Annotated in this window: 1 protein-coding gene; it reads right to left on the bottom strand. The window is 62.6% G+C overall.

Annotated elements, in window-relative coordinates; translation table 11 throughout:
* Positions 1-34: 34 nt before the first annotated feature.
* Positions 35-423, bottom strand: a 389-nt coding sequence (locus AC2JF9_RS09735) for an antibiotic biosynthesis monooxygenase family protein (protein ID WP_500727373.1), incomplete at its 5' end; no start/stop codon positions are given.

Here is a 423-nt window from a genome sequence, read left to right as displayed (position 1 = left end):
CAAGTATGACGATCCGCCGGACGCGGCCTGAACCTCAGACCACCTTTTGCTCGTGGTGCACCTGGGGCGGCTCGACGAAGAAGCCCGCCACGAGTTTGCGCCACTCCTGAAAATCGGAAGATTCCCGGAAATCCACCATATGGTTTTCGACGGTTTCCCAATCCACCACCAGCGTGTAGCGCTGCGGCTGCTCGATGCTGCGGTACAGCTCCATGCCGTGGCAGCCGCGGGCCCGCAGGAACAGCGGCTTGGCCTGCGCCACGCCGGCCTCGAACAGGGCTTCCTGTCCTTCGCGGACATGGATGCTGGCAATCTCCTGGATCATGATGGTGTCTCCGGATAAAGAGGCCGGGCAGGGGCCGGCCGGGCGGAGTAGTATGGCCCAAAATTCCGTCCCGATGAACCGATCCGTCCTTTCGCTGC

The organism is Lactobacillus sp. C449L (assembly GCF_059900815.1).
This window is presented reverse-complemented; position numbering and strand designations above follow the sequence as displayed.